Consider the following 15926-nt stretch of genomic DNA (forward strand, 5'->3'; position numbering starts at 1 on the left):
TCCTATGCTGGTAAATCTTTGCGACTACAAACAGAGCGTCACGCTTATTGCTAACAGCGGCGTGCAATTTCTGGATTTTGGTCTGACGCCCCAGGACACCGCCAGCACCGGGCGGTTTGTCCGCAAAACCGCCAACGGCCCTCTGCTGCGTCTTGATTACGATCTGGTCAATGGCCGCTACACGCTTCCGGCGACGGGCGGCGGCCAGCCAGAAGTCCTGAAGCCCGAGAGCACCATTACGCTGCACCAGTCCCTTGCTGTGCTGGACGGCGTCTGGCTTCCACTGCCGTTTCTGCGCTTTAACCCGCCGCGCACCTTTGTAGAGGGGCCTGATAACTGGGCACGCGTGCAGATCCGCAAACTAACTGCACCAGATTCGGCAGGCAATACGCACCGCGTCACCCTGGCGCTCGACAGCCAGATTGCGGAGCATGCCACCGCCGCACTCTCCCCCGTTGAAAACGATATTCTGAACGGCACGCGATTTGCGCTGGCCTGGCGCGATAGCGAAGTCGAAAGCTTCCTCGACCAGACCTGGATCGACGGCTGGCTGCGCGAAGCCTTTAGCCAGTACGCGATGGAAGTTGAAAACCGCGCCGAGCGCGATCTGCATCAGGCCATGCGCAGCTTTGAATACCAGGCGCACTGGCTGAACCTGCTGACGCTGCTCGGCGAGCAGCTTACCGTGCCCGAGGTGAAATTTGTCACCCATACGCTCAGCACCCCGGCGATCCCCGTCGACCTGATCCTCGACGTGGGAAACACCCATACCTGTGGCGTTATTATCGAAGATCATGGCGATGCCAATGACGGCCTGCGTCAGACCGCCGAGCTGCAGGTGCGTTCCCTGAGCGAACCGCAGTTCCTTAACGATCCGCTGTTCACCAGCCGCCTGGAGTTTTCAGAGGCCCGCTTTGGCAAACAGCACTTCTCGGTGGAAAGTGGCCGCGAGGATGCCTTTGTCTGGCCCTCTATCGTTCGCGTGGGCGACGAGGCCCGCAAGCTGGCGATGCAGCGTCTGGGCACCGAGGGCAACAGCGGTATTTCCAGCCCGCGCCGCTACCTGTGGGATGAAACCCCGGTTGTGCAGGACTGGCGCTTTAGCCAGATGAACAGCAAAACGCAGCGGGAACCCCTGGCGACGGCGTTCCCGCTGATGAACCTGATGAACGACGACGGCGAACCGCTCTTTACGCTGCCGCAGGATGAACGGCTGCCGGTTTTCTCGCCGCAGTACAGCCGCAGCACCCTGATGACGCATATGCTGTGTGAACTGCTGGCGCAGGCGCTGGGACAGATTAACAGCGTCGCCACCCGCCTGCGCCTTGGCTTCCCGGCTTCGCCGCGCCAGCTGCGCACCCTGATCCTCACCCTGCCGTCGGCCATGCCGAAACAGGAGCGTGAGATCTTCCGCCGTCGCATGTTTGAAGCGATCGCCATCGTCTGGAAAGCGATGGGATGGCACCCGCAGGACGACGATTTTGCCAGCCGTAAACAGCAGGAAAAAAGCGTTGTGCCGGTTCCTGAAATCCAGATGGAGTGGGATGAGGCGAGCTGTGGTCAGCTGGTGTGGCTGTACAACGAAGCGATTTCTCATTTTGGCGGACAGACCGAAGCCTTTTTCGCTTCGCTTGCTCGTCCCGATCGTGAACCGCAGCCTGGCGTTGAGCCTGGTCGGGCGCTGCGCGTCGCCTCTATCGACATTGGCGGCGGCACGACCGATATGGCCATTACCCACTATCAGCTCGACGACGGCTCGGGTAACAACGTTAAAATTACCCCGCAGCTGCTGTTCCGTGAAGGGTTCAAGGTCGCCGGGGATGACACCCTGCTGGACGTTATCCAGCGCTATGTCCTTCCCGCGCTGCAAACCCAGCTGCAAAAATCCGGAATGGCGGACGCGTCCCTGCTGATGGCTTCGCTGTTCGGGGATTCAGGCCGTATTGATACCCAGGCCGTGCTGCGCCAGCAAACCGCCCTTCAGCTCTTTATGCCTTTGGGGCACGCGATTCTGGCGGCGTGGGAATCGAGCGATATCGACGATCCGCTGGCCGGGCTGCACGCCACTTTTGGCGATTTGCTCCCGCAGAAGCCTACGCGCAACGTGATGAACTATCTGCAACAGGCCATCGACCACGCCCTGCCAGCAGGGTCCGACGCGTTCGATCTGTTCGCAGTTCCGCTGCACGTCAATTTCCGGGAAATGCAGGACGCGATGCTGGCGGGCCAGTTCACGCTGGCGGCACCGCTTCATGCGGTATGTGAAGCGATCTCGCATTACAGCTGTGACATTTTGCTGATCACTGGCCGTCCGGGTTGCCTGCCCGGCGTTCAGGCGTTAATCCGCCACCTGCAGCCGGTACCGGTAAACCGCATCGTCTGGCTGGATAAGTACCAGGTTCACGAGTGGTATCCCTTCAGCCAGCAGGGGCGCATTGGCAATCCGAAATCAACCGCTGCGGTGGGGGCGATGCTGTGCAGCCTGGCGCTTGATCTGCGCCTGCCGCGCTTTAACTTCAAAGCGGCTGACATCGGTGCGTACTCCACCGTGCGTTATCTGGGCGTACTGGACAACACGGTGAATACCCTGCGCGACGAGAACGTCTGGTATCAGGAGGTCGATCTTGATAAGCCGGGTGCCAGACTCGACGCACGGCTTCACTTCCCGCTGCGCGGAAACGTCACCCTGGGCTTCCGCCAGCTGGCAAACGCCCGCTGGCCGGCCACGCCGCTGTACACCCTGAGCATCAACTCTGCCGAACTGGCAAAAGCCATTGCCGGCGACGGCGTGCTGAACGTGCGCCTCAAACTGCGCGGCGGTGGCAAGCATGAAGGCCCGGAATCGTTCGAGCTGAGCGACGCGTGGCTGCAGGACGGCACGCCCGTTCCGCCGGATGCCTTAACGTTTAAACTGAATACCCTGGCCGATCGCCGTCATAGCGGTAGCCATTACTGGATCGACAGCGGGAGCGTATACCTGAAATGACTGCGACGACGACCACCACTCAGGCCCTGATCGGGTGGATTAACGAGACGCGCCAGCATGCCCCGATGCTGGATAACGATGCGGATGCGCTGCTGGCGCGACTGAATGCAGCCCAGGCGCGTGAACAGGCGATTGACCGCGCGCTGGCAAGCCAGAGCAGCATTGGCCTGTACGGTCATTCGCAGGCGGCGAAAGCGCACCTGCTCACCTCGCTGTGCGGCAGCGGTAGCGGCCGAATGAACGTGTCCCTTGGGCAGCGCACGTTCGACTATTTTTCGCATATTAACCCGGGCCACGGCCTGACCAACATGGCCGTTCGCTTTACGAAAAAGCACCCTGACATTGCGGATGACGCCTTCCCGCTGCGTCTGAGCCTGGTCACGGAAGCGGAACTGGTTCAGCTGTTTATCGCACGCACTCTCCTTCATCCGCCGATCCGCCCGGTGGAGAAATCGGTTATCGAAGCCCGGCTTGAAAAATGGCGCGCGCTTCGCCAGCCGCAGGGCGTGCCGGGAATGAGCGCGCAGGAAGTGGGGGCTATCGCCCGATTCTGGCAGAACGCGGTACCGGGTGCGAAACAACAGATTGATGACGCGCTCTGGCATCAGTTTGCCACGCTTGTGCCTTCCCTCGATCTCAGCACTCGCGCCAGCGTCTGGTCGCTGCTGTGGGGCGAGCAGCAGGAGTTAACCCAGCAGTGGCTGAGGTTTGCGCATGTGCTGCATCAGACCAGCCATGCGCGCGAGCTTGCTGCCCCGCTGAGCCTGCTGGTGGATAACTTCGGTCTGCCGTGCGAAGGGTTTCTCACCCACACCACCCTGACCTCACCCGACGCGCAGGAAGCGTTGCTACACCCGCTCAGCCACGGCGACATGCTTAACGCCATCAGCATTCCCGTCGACGTGTTGGCGTTTTTGACCCGCGAGCTGGTGCTGCCCGTTGAGCACGGCGTGCTGGACGATGTCGATCTGATTGATATTCCGGCGTTTACTACGGATGAGACGCCGCTACTGACGCAGGCCAAGCGCCAGTGGTTGCTTGATCACTATCGCCAGCAGCTGCAGCCTGATGTCCTGGTTGTCTGCAACGCAACGGCCCGACACGATCAGACGGCCCATACGGCCAACGTGCTGCTGAATTGGGTGCAAGAAACCCAGTCAGCCGACGCGTCGGCCCTGCCGGGGCTGGTGTGGGCCATTACGCCGCACGACGCGCGGTTTACCACCAAACACAATCTCGACGAGGCGGTGCAACAGCTGCTGGGTCAACCGGGTTTGCGCTGGGGAACCCTACAGGCGCTGGATAGCCACAGCATGCAGCGCGTGGTGGAGTGGCTGTCGCAAGCCACCCTGCCTGCTCAACGTCAGAAACGCCTGCGCGCATTACACTCATCGCTACAGCACGCGCTGGCGGCGCTGATGCAGCCCTGGCTTGCGCCGTTGACGCAAACCCCCGAGGCCAGACGCGCGCTGGCCGAAAACATGGTTCGCACCCTGCAGGGCAGTGCCGCCCGCCATGGTGAACTGCTGGAGGGTTTACTTCCTCCGTTAAGCGCGTTTGAGACGCTGCTGGCCGTTCAGCAGCCACGTGAAGAACAGGTCAACGGCTTGTTTACCGATACGATCGATCTCTTCGCGGATAATACCCAGGAAAGCACCGGGACGTTCCAGACCAAAGACAAGGCGCGTCTGGCGCATAAAGTCTGGATCAACCACCTGCGCCAGTGGAGCCGCAATGAGGCCGCCGCTGCCCGTCTGGGCCTGGAGCCTGCGGTTTTGCAACAGGTGGCGGACGTTCTGGTCGTCGCCAGCTATCGCCTGGATCTGCCTGCGCAAGTGCAGAATATTGTCGACGGGGATAAAAGCAGCGCAGCGCAGCTTCATGCCGTAATGGGGAATTTCGTGGGCTGGCTGGGGTATGAAAAGACGCCTGTCGCCGAACGTCCGGCCAGCCGCCTGCGTAAAGGCCAGGCGATCTTCGTGACACCGGTGGTCAACAGCGACACGCCAAGGCTCACGCGTCTGGGCGAGCAGCCCGTGCATGCTGCAACGGTCTATGTGTACGACTGGCTGGTTGCCCTCTACAGCCGGGCGATTGAGAACATCGAGTATCATCATCCGCACGACGTTCAACCCAGTGCAAGAAAGGCGTTGCAGAGGCTGTTAGGCTAACCTTTCACGGCCCGCAGCAGTGCGGGCTGCTTTCAGAAAAGCGAGATCAGCAGTGCGACCGGGAAGCTCATCGGCCAGGTCGAACCGACAAGAAATGCGCTCAGCAGACGAATGCGCTTGCGATCTTTGGAGAGGAACCAGGTGATTAACGCGCAGATTGACGCCATGATTGCGTAGAAAACCAACATCTTTTGATACAACGTCATTCTGTTTACCTGAGCCGAAAAAATAACCGCACGCAATATGCGTCATACGTTGACACAGATCAAGTTTTTTCGTTACATCATAACCCTTTTAAGAATAAGGGTAATAACAACTGAGTACACTTCGTAACAACCCCGGAGCACAAGGGATCCTCTTTATTAGTAACATGCATTATAAATGCACATTATGATAAATTTGCCTTCGCGAAAAGCAGTCTAATGGAGACAGGCTTTTATGGGAGGAAACATGCTACGCATTCCGCAAAGTTGTATTCATACCCGCTCCACCCCTTTCTGGAACAAAGAGACGGCTCCCGCCGGGATTTTCATCCGTCATCTGGATAAGGGCACACGACCGGGCGTTTACCCTCGCCTGTCCGTTTCACAGGGTGCAGTACGTTACTTAGGCTATGCTGATGAAGTCACGCCTGAGCCTGACAGTGAACTGATCATTGAAGCAGGCCAGTTCGGCGTTTTTCCGCCGGAGAGATGGCACCACATTGAAGTGATGACCGACGACACGCTGTTTAACATCGACTTTTTTGTCGAGCCTGACGTACTGAAGTCGCTTTAAGCGCCTGACATCAAGAAGGAAAACTCTATGCTACGTATTCCTGAGAATTTTGTTCATACCCGCTCCACGCCGTTCTGGACGAAAGAGACGGCACCGAAAGCCCTCTTTACTCATCACAACACCAAAGCTGGCGTTTATGGCCGTTTATCCGTGATGCAGGGTGCAGTGCGTTACTTCGGTTTTGCCGACGGCGACGCCACCGAGCCGGATCTGGAGCTGGTCATAGAAGCGGGATCGTTTGGTATCTCCCCACCGCAGAAATGGCACCGCATTGAGCTGTTGACCGACGATACTTATTTTAATATCGACTTTTTCGCCGATCCTGACGTCACGCTCAGCGGTGCAGGTATTGGAAAAGTGGTTAACACGCATAAGGAGTAAATCATGGGCAAGGCAACCTATACCGTTACGGTCACGAATAACAGCAACGGTGTATCGGTCGATTATGAAACAGAAGCTCCTATGGAGCTGCTGATACCGGATGTCGCCGCCGACGTGGTAAAAGATCTGGTGAATACCGTGCGTGCTTACGATACCGAGAATGAGCACGAGGTGTGCGGCTGGTAAATAACGTGATCATTAGTGGCGGTGTCGTATCTGACGATGAGCGACATACTGCCATCCGACAGTCGTTTAGCGACTGTCGGGGATCACTCTCCTTCAACTCAATGCCCATTAGTCAATCTGCCTGCCTGTTGGATTGATGTCCCCCTTTAGTTCCCCCCTTTCAGCAAAACTCTCTTTTTATAACCCTGTTCTTTGTTGTCTTCCTCCCATGTATAGCGCACCCGGAACAGTAAAAGCAGCCTGATGTTGCCCTTCCATCTGCGATACAGAGCGCTACGCTTTGTGGTTTTTAGATTATTTATTTTTGGCGAACAGGCGTGTTGTGAGAGGTCTGAATCGGCTACCGGGTTACCAGAGGGCTTCGCTCGAAAAAAGCCATTTCAGCAAAATGGCCAGTCGGGTGCCCGGCAGCAGTATTCAGGCACCCGACTGGCTGAACACAGGCAACCTGTTTACCTTCACCACCTTACCCGGGAATGACGGGTCTTTTCCCCGACACACGGCCTGTTGGTGATCCCGATCACATTTAAACGTGTTCCCTGTAGGCATTTGCTGGAACAAATAGTTAAATAATACTCATTATCATTTCGATGTATCGTGAGGAAGTGGCTGGCATGCATTGTCACCCTGTATCTGGTGCATGCCTGAAGATTATCCCCCGCCTCCTTCAAATGTCGCTGCCTGCATTATTGTCAGTGTCCATCTTCACCCGGATCGCGATGAAGGACGACATCCTGATGTATTCAGATAATCGTTAAGCACTGCGTAGGATCACGGGTCCTATAAACCCCACAGGTCATTTTGCGGTTGTATGCATTTTTTTGTTTGTAATGGCTTTTCTATGGTGATGTATAAAATAAGGAGATACAGAAATGAAAGAACTGACCACTAATCAAATCAATACGGTAGCCGGTGCAGGCGGTGACGTCGGTCGGGAAATTGCCCAGGGCCTTGGTGCAGGCGCAGGCACATATGTCGGCGGCACACCAGGTGCGATTGTCGGGGGGATCGCCGCAGGGCAGACGTATGACTGGGCGTCAACGCATACTCCCGATCCGTCTCTGTCGCCGTCAGGACTGGGGGGAACGCTGGGAGGTACCCCATTTAATCCGCACGATCCTGATACTGTCACGAATGCCGCTGGCGCAGCGGACTTTGCAAAATGTTTCCTTTCTGGCGGTAAAGATTGTTCCTGAAAGTTAATAACCTGCCCGTACAGGAAACTGTGACGGGCAATTTCAGGCTGGGCTACGGCACAGCCGCTGTCCCAATAATGATTCTTCTATCAGCTGACTTCAGCGTCGTTTCCCTGTGCGCAACAATAATCCGTGTAATATTCAGTCGTTTAATTGCCTGATTAACTGCGATTTCACTGTCGGTATCCAGTGCGCTGGTGGCCTCATCCATGAATAATATTCCGGGACGGCGATAAAGCGCCCGGGCGATAAACAGCCGCTGTTTTTGCCCACCTGACAGCCCTTCCCCCAGTTCACCGATAAGCGTTTCGTACCCCATGGGCATGGCCATGATCACGTCATGAATATAACTGACTCTGGCGCATTCCATCATCCAGTCATCATCGGTGGTTTCAGCGAAGCCACAGATGTTTTCACGCACCGAGCCTGAGAAAAGACGGTCATCCTGCATCACGCAGGCAATCATTTTATGATAATTATTGATGCCCAATTGTCGGATATCGGTTCCGTCCATTAATACCTGACCGGAGTTGGGCTCAAACAGTCCGCAAAGCACCTTCAGCAGTGTCGTTTTTCCCGATCCGGAGGGGCCCGTGATGGCCACGCTTTCTCCGGGCCTGATGCAGAGACTGAGGTCGACGAAAACAGGAGGAGACTGGCTGTCATATCGGTAGCTAAGGCCCCGGGTCTCCAGCCCCGCTGGCTCCATCGCGGCTTTCAGTCCTGAGTCCGGCTTAATCTCTTCCCGCTCATTGAGGGCAATATCCGAAATCCTTTCGTTATGCAGACTCATCATGCGCAGCTGAAGCAAATAGTTTGTCAGCGAACCCACCCGCGCTGAAAACTGGCTGCGGAAAACCCCGAACGCGACAAACATGCCGATGGTCATCTGGTTATCAATCACGAGACTGGTGCCCAGCCACAGGATCACAACCTGGTCACAGGCAGTTACAAAGGTGTTTATCCCACCAAATAACATGTCCATCCTGGTGAGCCTGATGCCGGTATTGATGGCATCAATCTTAAGATTGAGCCAGTGACGGCTTCGACGCTGTCCCATTCCTTGCATTTTAATGGTCGCGATGCCGTACAGGGTCTCCATAAAATAGGAACTGGCCCTGGCCCCCCTGACCAATGCATCTTCGGATAACTGGCGGTAATGGCTGTAGGTAAGTAAACGGATCATCACATATAATGCGGTAAAGCTCAGTACCACGGCAGTCAGCCATCCTCCATAAAGTACGAGCATGACCAGCACACAGACAACCATAATACTGTCCATGATGGCCCCCACCACGCTGGTCGTAAATGTCGTACGCAGCGTATCCAGCGAACCGAAGCGGGACTGAATATCACCCAGTTTTCGTCGTTCAAAATATGCCAGTGGCAGTTGGAGCAGATGGCGGAAAAGCCCTGACTGCCATTGCACGTTTATCAGCGTTTCCATAACGATTGTTGACCAGGCTCGTATCATACTGACCGTGGCCCGTAACAGGATGAAAAACATCAGGCCTGCGCAGATGAGCGTAAGCAACCCCTGATCGCCTGCGGGAATGGCGTGATCCATCACCAGTTGGGTGCCCACAGGCATCATCAGGGTGATTGTTTCAATGAAAAGTGAAAAGCAGAAGATTTTGGTCAGCGCGCCGCGTATGCCATGAACACCGCGTAGTAACGCCCGCATGCTGATCCGGTTCTGGACGGTCTCCTGAACAAAAGTACTGCCGGGCCATACCTCCAGCGCAACACCGGTGAAGCACTGAGACATTTCATTGGGATCTGCTATTCTCCGGCCCCGGGCCGGATCATGGAGCACGAACCCCTTCTTACTGATGCTTACCAGCACCACGAAGTGATTAAAATTCCAGTGAAGAATACAGGGTAGCCTGAGGTCGCTGAGTTCATAGAGATCAAGTGATAAAGCCCGCGTCTCCATTCCAAGTTGAGTTCCCGTCTCCATGACGCCCGCAAGCGTGGCTCCCCGGGCAGACAGGTTAAACTGCCGACGCAGGGCAATGAGGTCAACGTTTCGGCCATAATGGCCACAAACCATCGCCAGACAGGCCAGTCCACATTCTGACGATTCCGTCTGATGCACGACTGGCACGCGTTTGCGAAGTTTGAGATCAAGTTTATTCCCCAGGTCAGCCAGGACGCGTTTAGTTGTCATTCACTGGCCCTGTAACGCTGTGCTTCATGTCGTAGAAAGGTGACAGCATCCACTGATAAATCCGTCGTTTCTCGAGAAATAATGTGCTCTGTGCCTTCATACCGTTTTCCAGCGGCAGATCTCTACCCATGTAAGCGATTGACTGACGTTCCGGCCTGACGACCACTTTATAGTAAGGAATTGATCCTCCCGCAGTGTTCCGAGGCGCTCCCGCATAGGTCTGCATTTCCTGGGAAGACGCTGGTGTTCGGGAAACCAGCATCACTTTCGCCGCAAACTGTCCGAATTTTTCCGCCGGGAAAGCTTCGTAGCGCACATTCACGCTGTCACCCACAGAAATATAGGGCAGAGCATCATTCGGTACCCACAAAACCAGGTCATGGCTTTTTACGTTCTGCGGAACGATTTGCAGAAGGCTGTCTCCTGCACTGACCATCTGTCCCGGCGTAACACTAAGCGAATCAATTTTTCCGTCCGACAATGCACGAACTATGACATCGCCTCCGGCATCCGTAGTGACACGTTCTTTCTGTAACTCGTAACGCTGCAGTTCCATCTGGTAAATGCGGTTATCAAATTCAGCTGCCTGCGTTTGGATCTGACTGTCCAGACTGGTTATCTGCAGGATGTTCTGCGCATTCTGTGTGCTCAGATTCAACAGGCTATTCTGTTGTTGATAATACAGTGCCACCTGGCTGGTTAACTGATCTTTAGTTATAAGTCCCTGTTTCTGATACTGGCGGTAGTTCTCCATATTTTGCTTCATCATGTTTATCCCTTCTTCCGCCCGACGGACAATAGCGGCAGAACGCCTGAAAGCCTCGCTGTACTGCAACTTCTGTTTTTCAAGCGTCCGTAGCGTTGTTTCCTTACTTTTCCTGATGCCAGCGATCATATTCCCGATACGGGCCAACTGGTTATCAATATCCTGACGTTGCGTATCACTGACCACCCCGCTGCGGGTACTTTTACTGACATCAATCTGATAGACAGCTTCCCCTTTCCTTATGCTGTCCCCCTCTTTGATGAATTGTTTGACGACAAAGCCCTGCATACCAGAATAGACATTTACCGGCCTCGGCCAGGTGCTTATTTCCCCCAGAACGTTAATACGTCGGGTGTAAGAACCTGAAATGATGAAGGTCATGAGACAGGTCAGGAAAAACGCCGACATTGCCATGACCAGCCAGACGGGAACACCCGGTAGTAAAACCGCATTTCCGTACCACGTCTTTTTCCTGCTTTCCAGAGCTTCCTTTCGAAACATATCTCCTTCCCGGATCAAAATTGAGATAAAAAGTGGTGCATACGCCGGCAAACATAAAGCGTCATAGCCGAAAACGCCCATAACTGCTCACGCTATCAGACGTTCCCCAGATAAGCGCTGACAAAGGGCACACCGATCACGGTCATGTTCATCAACATATGAAGAAGAACGGGCATCAGTATTCCACCGGATTTGACTCGTCCTACGACAAATACACCAGAGACCAGAAACAGCATCACAAACGATTGCCAGTCCAGGTACTGCAGATGACACGCAGAAAATATAAGAGAGACCAAAATTCCGGCAGCGTAAATATTATTTCCGAACCAGTATCTGAACACGCTTAAAAGACAACCACGGAAAATCATTTCTTCATAAACCGGCACAATCAGGATCATCATTACAGCATTCATCCAGAATACGTGACCTTTCAGTGCCAATTGGGACACAGACCAGCTTTCAGCCTGTTCTGTAAAAATAAGCGAAGGTATAACATACTGAATAAACAGGACACACAAAAAGAGCGGGAAGAATATACCGGTCCGGAAATTCCCCCAGCCGTAACCTTCTCTTTTACAAAAGTAGAAGTAATAAAGAGGAAAGATAATCATGAATTCCAGACTAAAGAGCAAGGGATAAAGATATCCCTTGTCTAACAGCACCTTACTACCGTCATAAAACAGGGGTAAGAACGTGATACCCATAAAAAGAAGGAACATCGCAAAGCAACCGGTAACAGATTTGCTCCTTTCAATAGTTTCACTGTTGTATCCGTCAACATTCATATTTTGGACCAGTAAAAGTGTAAATTATGCTCATAAACCGCACTGACTGTACACATCAGGATGACCCTGATGATTCTGCTCACATGCTTCTTAAGGAAGCAGAGAGGATTGGGGTCCTGTGAACTGTTCAGGCGGCTTAACCGGCTTTTTGGCACAGTTACAGATCATACGGACATCATAGGGATCAGTAACAAACATCATTGAGGTTATTAGGACTCCATATGCACTCTCGTCCTGCCGCGGCGTTCCATGCTTCGGAGGGCAAATTCGCAGGTTTCTGTCTGATTGTTCCACCCAGCCCAGAAGGTGACATCGCCGGATCGGGTGTATGGGCGGCAGCCCAGTCATACACCTGTCCCGCAGCTATTCCACCAGCAATGGCCCCCGGTGTGCCGCCGACATACGTACCTGCACCAGCACCGAGTCCCTGCGCAATTTCGCGGCCGATATCGCCTCCCGCTCCAGACACGGTATTGATTTGACTATTTGTAAGTATTTTCATCTTTGTAGTTCCTTATTTTATTTAACACCGAATAATATCCATTACTCAAAAAAAAGATGCATACAACGGCAAATACCGAAACCAGTGCTCTCGAAACTGATATTATAGGTTCGTCATTGACAAATATGTTATATAGAGAAATAAAAGAATAGAAAATGACGATATTAATAATGCCAGAAATAATCGCATCTGCAATATCACAGTTCCTTTGCTTATTTCTAAAAACCATGACCACTCCTTGTCTCTAACGGACAGCACTAGCAAAGAAATATTCAGCTTGAATAAGTAAAAGAACAACAAACCATGCTTGTTGTACTCATTAAACAGCACAGGATCACCTTATGAAAAATAGTTCATCGTCATTTTTATTTACCTGTATTGTCGCAACCTTTGCAAATGCTAATGAGTCTTATTTAACAACTAATGCTGCCATAATCATACTAACAACACCCCTAAATGTGATCATGATCACATTAATTAGCGTATTCCGATAACAATTGTCGCGTAATCTCCGGACTACTATTCTGCCCCCTCAGACAGTCAATAGTAGATTTCACGCCAATACGGATTAGAGAGTGAAAATATTGATTACCTCATTCTATAACGGATGTGACTGTGATTGATCCGGGCAATTATAACAACGATCTGCGCGCCCTACGGGCAGTCGTGCGCCTGCCCGCTTTAGGTCATCCTCACATCACCGTCAGCCCGGTAACTCCATCTGGATCAATTATCACATTTAGACAGGTAACAATTTGATTTCCGTTCAGCAGAGTATTGCCAGTATGCATTGACTCAAGGCATATACGCGTACCAACTAATACTCTGCATAATAATACGGACAGTGATGTGCTACAGATCCGTCAGGCATCCACCGCCTGCAGTAAACGCGCCTTCATCGTGCTATAAGTCGTCCGTGCATAGTTTTCTGCCCACGACTGATCGGTAATCTGACTAACGTTGACCGCGCAATATTTGGTTTCCGGCGTTTTGGATATCGGGTCAAGGTTGTCCTGCGTCAGCTCATTGCACGCACCTATCCACCACTGGTAAGTCATATATACCGCCCCTGCATTAATGCGCTCACTCACATCTGCACGGCTTATCACTTTTCCCCTGCGCGAGCTGACCCACACCAGCTGCTTGTCTTTGATACCCCGCTCGTTTGCATCTTCCGGATGGATTTGTACAAAACCAGGTTCATCAGCAAGGCTTTGCAATGCCGCACAGTTACCCGTCATGGAACGACATGAGTAGTGGCCAACTTCACGGACCGTACAAAGCACCAGCGAGTATTCTTCGTCCGGGAGTTCCGCTGGCGCACGCCAAGGAGCGGCAAATAGCTGGCCCTTCCCCGTTGGGGTATCGAATCTGTTGTCTTTATAAAGATAGGGTGTACCCGGATGTTCGGGTGTTGGACATGGCCACTGCACATGACCCATTTCACCCATTTTTTCGTATGTAACACCAAAGAAGAGAGGACAAAGTTCGCGCATTTCGTCCCAGATTTGCTGGTTATTGTCGTAATGCATCGGGTATCCCATCGCTGTGGCAATTAAGCTGATAATTTCCCAGTCGCGTTTGACATTGTAAGGGGTATCAATTGCTTTCTCGAAACGCTGGAAACCACGGTCGGCACAGGTAAATACGCCGCCATGTTCACCCCATGAAGTGGCGGGTAAAATAACATCTGCCACTTCAGCTGTCTTGGTCATGAAAATGTCCTGAACGACAACAAAATCAAGTGCTTCAAAACCTTTACGTACCAGACCAAGATCAGCTTCGGTCTGTAACGGGTCTTCACCCATGATGTAGTAGGCTTTAATCTTACCTTCAAGAGCCTGATGCGGAACTTCGGTGATACGTACGCCGGCTTTGTCGTCCATGTCATCGACGTTTATGCCCCAGGCTTTGGCAAACTTAGTCCGGACCTGCTTATTTTCCACATCCTGATAACCCGGAAACTGGTTGGGCAGCACGCCCATATCGCACGCACCCTGTACGTTATTTTGTCCCCGAACCGGGCCAACCCCCACACCTTCACGCCCCAGATTCCCCGTCAGCAACGCAAGGCTTGCGAGCCCTTTAACCACATCAACCGCCTGACCAAACTGCGTCACGCCCATCCCCCACATGATGGTAGCCGACGGTGCGGCAGCGTAAGTACGCATTGCCTGACGAACTGACTCGGCCGGAACACCGGTGAGGTGTTCAACGTCCTCCGGTTTATAGCCTTGAACCCCTTCACGGTAAATATCCAGGCCTTCGGTGTATTTCTCAACGTATGCTTGATCGTAAAGATGTTCCTCAAGCAGCACATAACCAAAAGCATTTACCAATGCCATATTACAGCCGTTTTTCATTTGCAGATGCTGATCGGCTATACGGGCGGTTTCGATGCGACGCGGATCGCAAACGATGATTCGGGCACCGTTTTGTTTCGCTTTAATTACACGGCGCGCTACTATTGGATGTGAATCGGCACAGTTATAGCCAAACACCAGCAGACATTTTGAATTTTCAATATCGCCGATTGAATTACTCATTGCACCGTTACCCAGTGTCATCTGCAGACCTGCAACTGATGGTCCGTGGCAAACACGTGCGCAGCAGTCAATATTATTGGTATTCAGCACCGCTCGTGCGAACTTCTGCATTACATAATTAGTTTCATTACCTGTTCCACGTGATGATCCCGTGGTCATAATTGCGCGTGGGCCATACTGTTCTTTGATGGATTTAAGTCGATTAGCTGTATAGTTGATGGCTTCATCCCAGCTTACGGGCTTAAGTTTACCGTTCTTCTCATAACGAATCATCGGCTGCGTCAGTCGTGGTGTGAGTAGTCTGGTATCGTTGAGAAAATCCCAGCCGTAATAACCTTTCAGGCAAAGTTCATTCTGGTTTGTCACGCCATCGGCCGCTTCGGCACGGATAATTTTGTTATTCTCAACAATCAGCTTAAGTTTGCAGCCTGCGCCGCAATAAGGGCAGACGGTAGTAACTTTTTTCATCAGTAACAGACCTGTTAAAAGTGAATTTTTGACATGATAAAATTATGCGGTTTCGTTACTTGAAAAGCAGCGTAACCTCGGGTTTCATCATCAACTCAGGGGACCATATTCCCCCCTTTTCACAGTCATGCATGAAATATGCCAATTATATAAACTCTATAATTCAGTAATTTAAACGTTGCGCTGACACGTAATGACGATGATTTCGGCATATTTGTCGATAATCCATTCATGGGTGTCAGAAACAATGTTCATGCTGTGGCGAACGGTGTTTTCCAGTCCGCAGTGGCCGCATCCGATGAATAGGACCAGCCCGCGTAATGATCGCCAGATAAGTGCGCGCATCCACCGCGACGCCATCCCAGGGGCAGGATGACATCTAGGTGGGCGCAAAACGCATCAACCCGTTGAGGCTGGCGCGGCGAGGCTTTCGGCGCGGTGGAGTCGAAGCGTATTTCGGAACAGGTGATGGCCGGGATAACAATATGCTG

The 15926-nt window shown here is 52.8% G+C and carries 13 protein-coding genes and 1 pseudogene; 6 read left to right on the plus strand and 8 right to left on the minus strand.

Going from position 1 to position 15926, the window contains the following annotated elements; all coding sequences use genetic code 11:
• Nucleotides 1–4 precede the first annotated feature (4 nt).
• Nucleotides 5–2986, plus strand: coding sequence for a virulence factor SrfB (locus QLG21_RS11655; protein ID WP_137848675.1), 2982 nt, complete (start codon nucleotides 5–7; stop codon nucleotides 2984–2986).
• Complete coding sequence (locus tag QLG21_RS11660) at nucleotides 2983–5157, plus strand: virulence factor SrfC family protein (RefSeq protein WP_282484461.1); 2175 nt, start codon at nucleotides 2983–2985, stop codon at nucleotides 5155–5157. The genes QLG21_RS11655 and QLG21_RS11660 overlap by 4 nt, the downstream gene beginning before the upstream one ends.
• Nucleotides 5158–5189: 32 nt before the next feature.
• Here the strand turns inward: QLG21_RS11660 and QLG21_RS11665 are convergent, their stop codons facing one another.
• Nucleotides 5190–5363, minus strand: a complete 174-nt coding sequence (locus tag QLG21_RS11665) for a GhoT/OrtT family toxin (RefSeq protein ID WP_003856960.1) — start codon at nucleotides 5361–5363, stop codon at nucleotides 5190–5192.
• Nucleotides 5364–5607: 244 nt separating this feature from the next.
• Here QLG21_RS11665 and QLG21_RS11670 point away from each other — a divergent pair, with 244 nt between their 5' ends.
• The 4 genes from QLG21_RS11670 (at nucleotide 5608) to QLG21_RS11685 (ending at nucleotide 7697) form a co-directional block, all read left to right on the plus strand.
• Nucleotides 5608–5934: a DUF1971 domain-containing protein gene (locus QLG21_RS11670; protein WP_282484462.1), complete on the plus strand. Its 327-nt coding sequence runs from the start codon at nucleotides 5608–5610 to the stop codon at nucleotides 5932–5934.
• Nucleotides 5935–5961: 27 nt separating this feature from the next.
• Nucleotides 5962–6315: a DUF1971 domain-containing protein gene (locus QLG21_RS11675; RefSeq protein WP_006175470.1), complete on the plus strand. Its 354-nt coding sequence runs from the start codon at nucleotides 5962–5964 to the stop codon at nucleotides 6313–6315.
• A gap of 3 nt (nucleotides 6316–6318) precedes the next feature.
• Nucleotides 6319–6501, plus strand: a complete 183-nt coding sequence (locus tag QLG21_RS11680; RefSeq protein WP_003856955.1) for a DUF1869 domain-containing protein — start codon at nucleotides 6319–6321, stop codon at nucleotides 6499–6501.
• A gap of 872 nt (nucleotides 6502–7373) precedes the next feature.
• Nucleotides 7374–7697 carry a colicin V family bacteriocin gene (locus QLG21_RS11685; RefSeq protein WP_006175475.1) on the plus strand — a complete coding sequence of 108 codons (324 nt, stop codon included), beginning with the start codon at nucleotides 7374–7376 and terminating at the stop codon, nucleotides 7695–7697.
• A gap of 52 nt (nucleotides 7698–7749) precedes the next feature.
• Here the strand turns inward: QLG21_RS11685 and QLG21_RS11690 are convergent, their stop codons facing one another.
• The 7 genes and pseudogenes from QLG21_RS11690 to QLG21_RS11720 all read right to left on the minus strand — a co-directional run.
• Complete coding sequence (locus tag QLG21_RS11690; protein ID WP_137848679.1) at nucleotides 7750–9867, minus strand: peptidase domain-containing ABC transporter; 2118 nt, start codon at nucleotides 9865–9867, stop codon at nucleotides 7750–7752.
• Nucleotides 9857–11134, minus strand: a complete 1278-nt coding sequence (locus QLG21_RS11695; protein ID WP_137848896.1) for an HlyD family secretion protein — start codon at nucleotides 11132–11134, stop codon at nucleotides 9857–9859. Before QLG21_RS11695 ends, QLG21_RS11690 begins: the two co-directional genes overlap by 11 nt.
• 95 nt (nucleotides 11135–11229) lie before the next feature.
• The gene (locus QLG21_RS11700; protein WP_137848680.1) at nucleotides 11230–11919 is read right to left on the minus strand and encodes a type II CAAX endopeptidase family protein; all 690 of its coding nucleotides are present in this window, start codon (nucleotides 11917–11919) and stop codon (nucleotides 11230–11232) included.
• A gap of 184 nt (nucleotides 11920–12103) precedes the next feature.
• The gene (locus tag QLG21_RS11705; RefSeq protein ID WP_006175480.1) at nucleotides 12104–12421 is read right to left on the minus strand and encodes a colicin V family bacteriocin; all 318 of its coding nucleotides are present in this window, start codon (nucleotides 12419–12421) and stop codon (nucleotides 12104–12106) included.
• 863 nt (nucleotides 12422–13284) lie between these two features.
• On the minus strand, nucleotides 13285–15435 hold the full coding sequence (gene fdhF / locus QLG21_RS11710) for a formate dehydrogenase subunit alpha (RefSeq protein WP_282484464.1): 2151 nt from the start codon (nucleotides 15433–15435) through the stop codon (nucleotides 13285–13287).
• A 171-nt stretch (nucleotides 15436–15606) separates the two neighbouring features.
• Nucleotides 15607–15780 (minus strand): hypothetical protein, encoded by a 174-nt coding sequence (locus QLG21_RS11715; RefSeq protein ID WP_282484465.1) that lies wholly within the window; start codon nucleotides 15778–15780, stop codon nucleotides 15607–15609.
• Nucleotides 15749–15926: pseudogene (locus QLG21_RS11720) on the minus strand (VapC toxin family PIN domain ribonuclease); the annotation flags it as partial. The pseudogene QLG21_RS11720 and the gene QLG21_RS11715, both read right to left, overlap by 32 nt.

It is taken from the genome of Enterobacter sp. V87_3 (assembly GCF_029967835.1).
Classification (GTDB): domain Bacteria; phylum Pseudomonadota; class Gammaproteobacteria; order Enterobacterales; family Enterobacteriaceae; genus Enterobacter; species Enterobacter cancerogenus.

Excerpts from the sequence above, each read along its gene's own strand:
- QLG21_RS11655 (WP_137848675.1), top strand. The coding sequence starts at position 5 with ATGCTGGTAAATCTTTGCGACTACAAACAGAGCGTCACGCTTATTGCT.
- QLG21_RS11660 (WP_282484461.1), top strand. The coding sequence starts at position 2,983 with ATGACTGCGACGACGACCACCACTCAGGCCCTGATCGGGTGGATTAAC.
- QLG21_RS11665 (WP_003856960.1), bottom strand. The coding sequence starts at position 5,363 with ATGACGTTGTATCAAAAGATGTTGGTTTTCTACGCAATCATGGCGTCA.
- QLG21_RS11670 (WP_282484462.1), top strand. The coding sequence starts at position 5,608 with ATGCTACGCATTCCGCAAAGTTGTATTCATACCCGCTCCACCCCTTTC.
- QLG21_RS11675 (WP_006175470.1), top strand. The coding sequence starts at position 5,962 with ATGCTACGTATTCCTGAGAATTTTGTTCATACCCGCTCCACGCCGTTC.
- QLG21_RS11680 (WP_003856955.1), top strand. The coding sequence starts at position 6,319 with ATGGGCAAGGCAACCTATACCGTTACGGTCACGAATAACAGCAACGGT.
- QLG21_RS11685 (WP_006175475.1), top strand. The coding sequence starts at position 7,374 with ATGAAAGAACTGACCACTAATCAAATCAATACGGTAGCCGGTGCAGGC.
- QLG21_RS11690 (WP_137848679.1), bottom strand. The coding sequence starts at position 9,867 with ATGACAACTAAACGCGTCCTGGCTGACCTGGGGAATAAACTTGATCTC.
- QLG21_RS11695 (WP_137848896.1), bottom strand. The coding sequence starts at position 11,134 with ATGTTTCGAAAGGAAGCTCTGGAAAGCAGGAAAAAGACGTGGTACGGA.
- QLG21_RS11700 (WP_137848680.1), bottom strand. The coding sequence starts at position 11,919 with ATGAATGTTGACGGATACAACAGTGAAACTATTGAAAGGAGCAAATCT.
- QLG21_RS11705 (WP_006175480.1), bottom strand. The coding sequence starts at position 12,421 with ATGAAAATACTTACAAATAGTCAAATCAATACCGTGTCTGGAGCGGGA.
- fdhF (WP_282484464.1), bottom strand. The coding sequence starts at position 15,435 with ATGAAAAAAGTTACTACCGTCTGCCCTTATTGCGGCGCAGGCTGCAAA.
- QLG21_RS11715 (WP_282484465.1), bottom strand. The coding sequence starts at position 15,780 with ATGCGCGCACTTATCTGGCGATCATTACGCGGGCTGGTCCTATTCATC.